At 54.1% G+C, this 983-nt stretch carries 1 protein-coding gene; it reads right to left on the bottom strand.

Annotation, left to right across the window (positions count from 1 at the left end; translation table 11 throughout):
* Positions 1-43 precede the first annotated feature (43 nt).
* A partial coding sequence (locus OKC43_RS21650) for an RNA-guided endonuclease InsQ/TnpB family protein (RefSeq protein WP_270804121.1) occupies positions 44-983 on the bottom strand: 940 nt, incomplete at its 5' end.

Here is a 983-nt window from a genome sequence, read left to right as displayed (position 1 = left end):
TTGACATCCTCCCCGCCCTAAAGGACGGGGATTCCTACTGCGGTTAGGCGATTACGCTTAATTCGCTTCGGTGGGTTCCTGCTGCTGGCGGCCTTATTGCACCACTCACTTCACAGGCTAACTGGGCGTGTCCCGCCCTTAACACATTGATCGCGCCGACTAGATCGGCGTTTTCTTTAAAATCACACTCCACACATTCGAACGTAGCTTGTGTTTGACGATTATCAGCCGAGATATGCCCGCAACATGGGCACGTTCGGCTGGTGTTCTTCGGCGGCACCGCTATCAAATGCCCGCCATTCCAAGCCAGCTTGTAGTCGAGCTGACGCCGAAACTCGCCCCAGCCTTGATCTAAAATAGCCTTATTCAGGCCCGACTTGGCTCGCACGTTGCGCCCAGGCGTGTCAGTTGTGCCCGCCGCTGACTTGGACATATTTCGCACCTGCAAATCTTCGACACATACCAGCGCGTGGTTTTTGCTGATGGCGGTCGAGATCTTATGCAAGTAGTCGCGGCGGGCACTGCCGATATGAGTCTGGATGCGCTGAATACGGGCTTTCGCTTTCTTCCAATTGCGGCTGAATATGACTTTGCGGCTCATCGCCTGCTGCGCTTTGCGCAAGGCTTTTTCGTGAGCCTTGAAGCTGTTAAGTGGGTCTTTGTGGCTGCCATCTGACAGGGTGACAAAGCGTTTAATCCCCATATCGAGGCCAACAGCTGTGCCTTGATGAACGGGCACATCAACCTCTCGCTCGGTCTGGATAGCGGCATACCACTTACCGCTTGATTGGCTCACGGTGATGTTCTTGATCACCCCGAGCACATCCCGACTGTTGCGGTAGCGTAGCCAACCCAACTTAGGCAGGAACAGACGGCTATTGGCCTGATCGAGCTTGAAACCTTGCGGATAGCGGAAGCTATCGGATAAACCCTTCTTTTTGAAGCGAGGGAAATCGGCGCGTTTGGCGAAGAAGTTAGTGTAG

The sequence above is a fragment of the Aeromonas sp. Y289-2 genome (genome assembly GCF_027705925.1).
GTDB lineage: Bacteria > Pseudomonadota > Gammaproteobacteria > Enterobacterales > Aeromonadaceae > Aeromonas > Aeromonas veronii.
The sequence above is the reverse complement of the archived record's forward strand: the minus strand, read 5'-3'. Positions and strand labels throughout refer to the sequence as shown.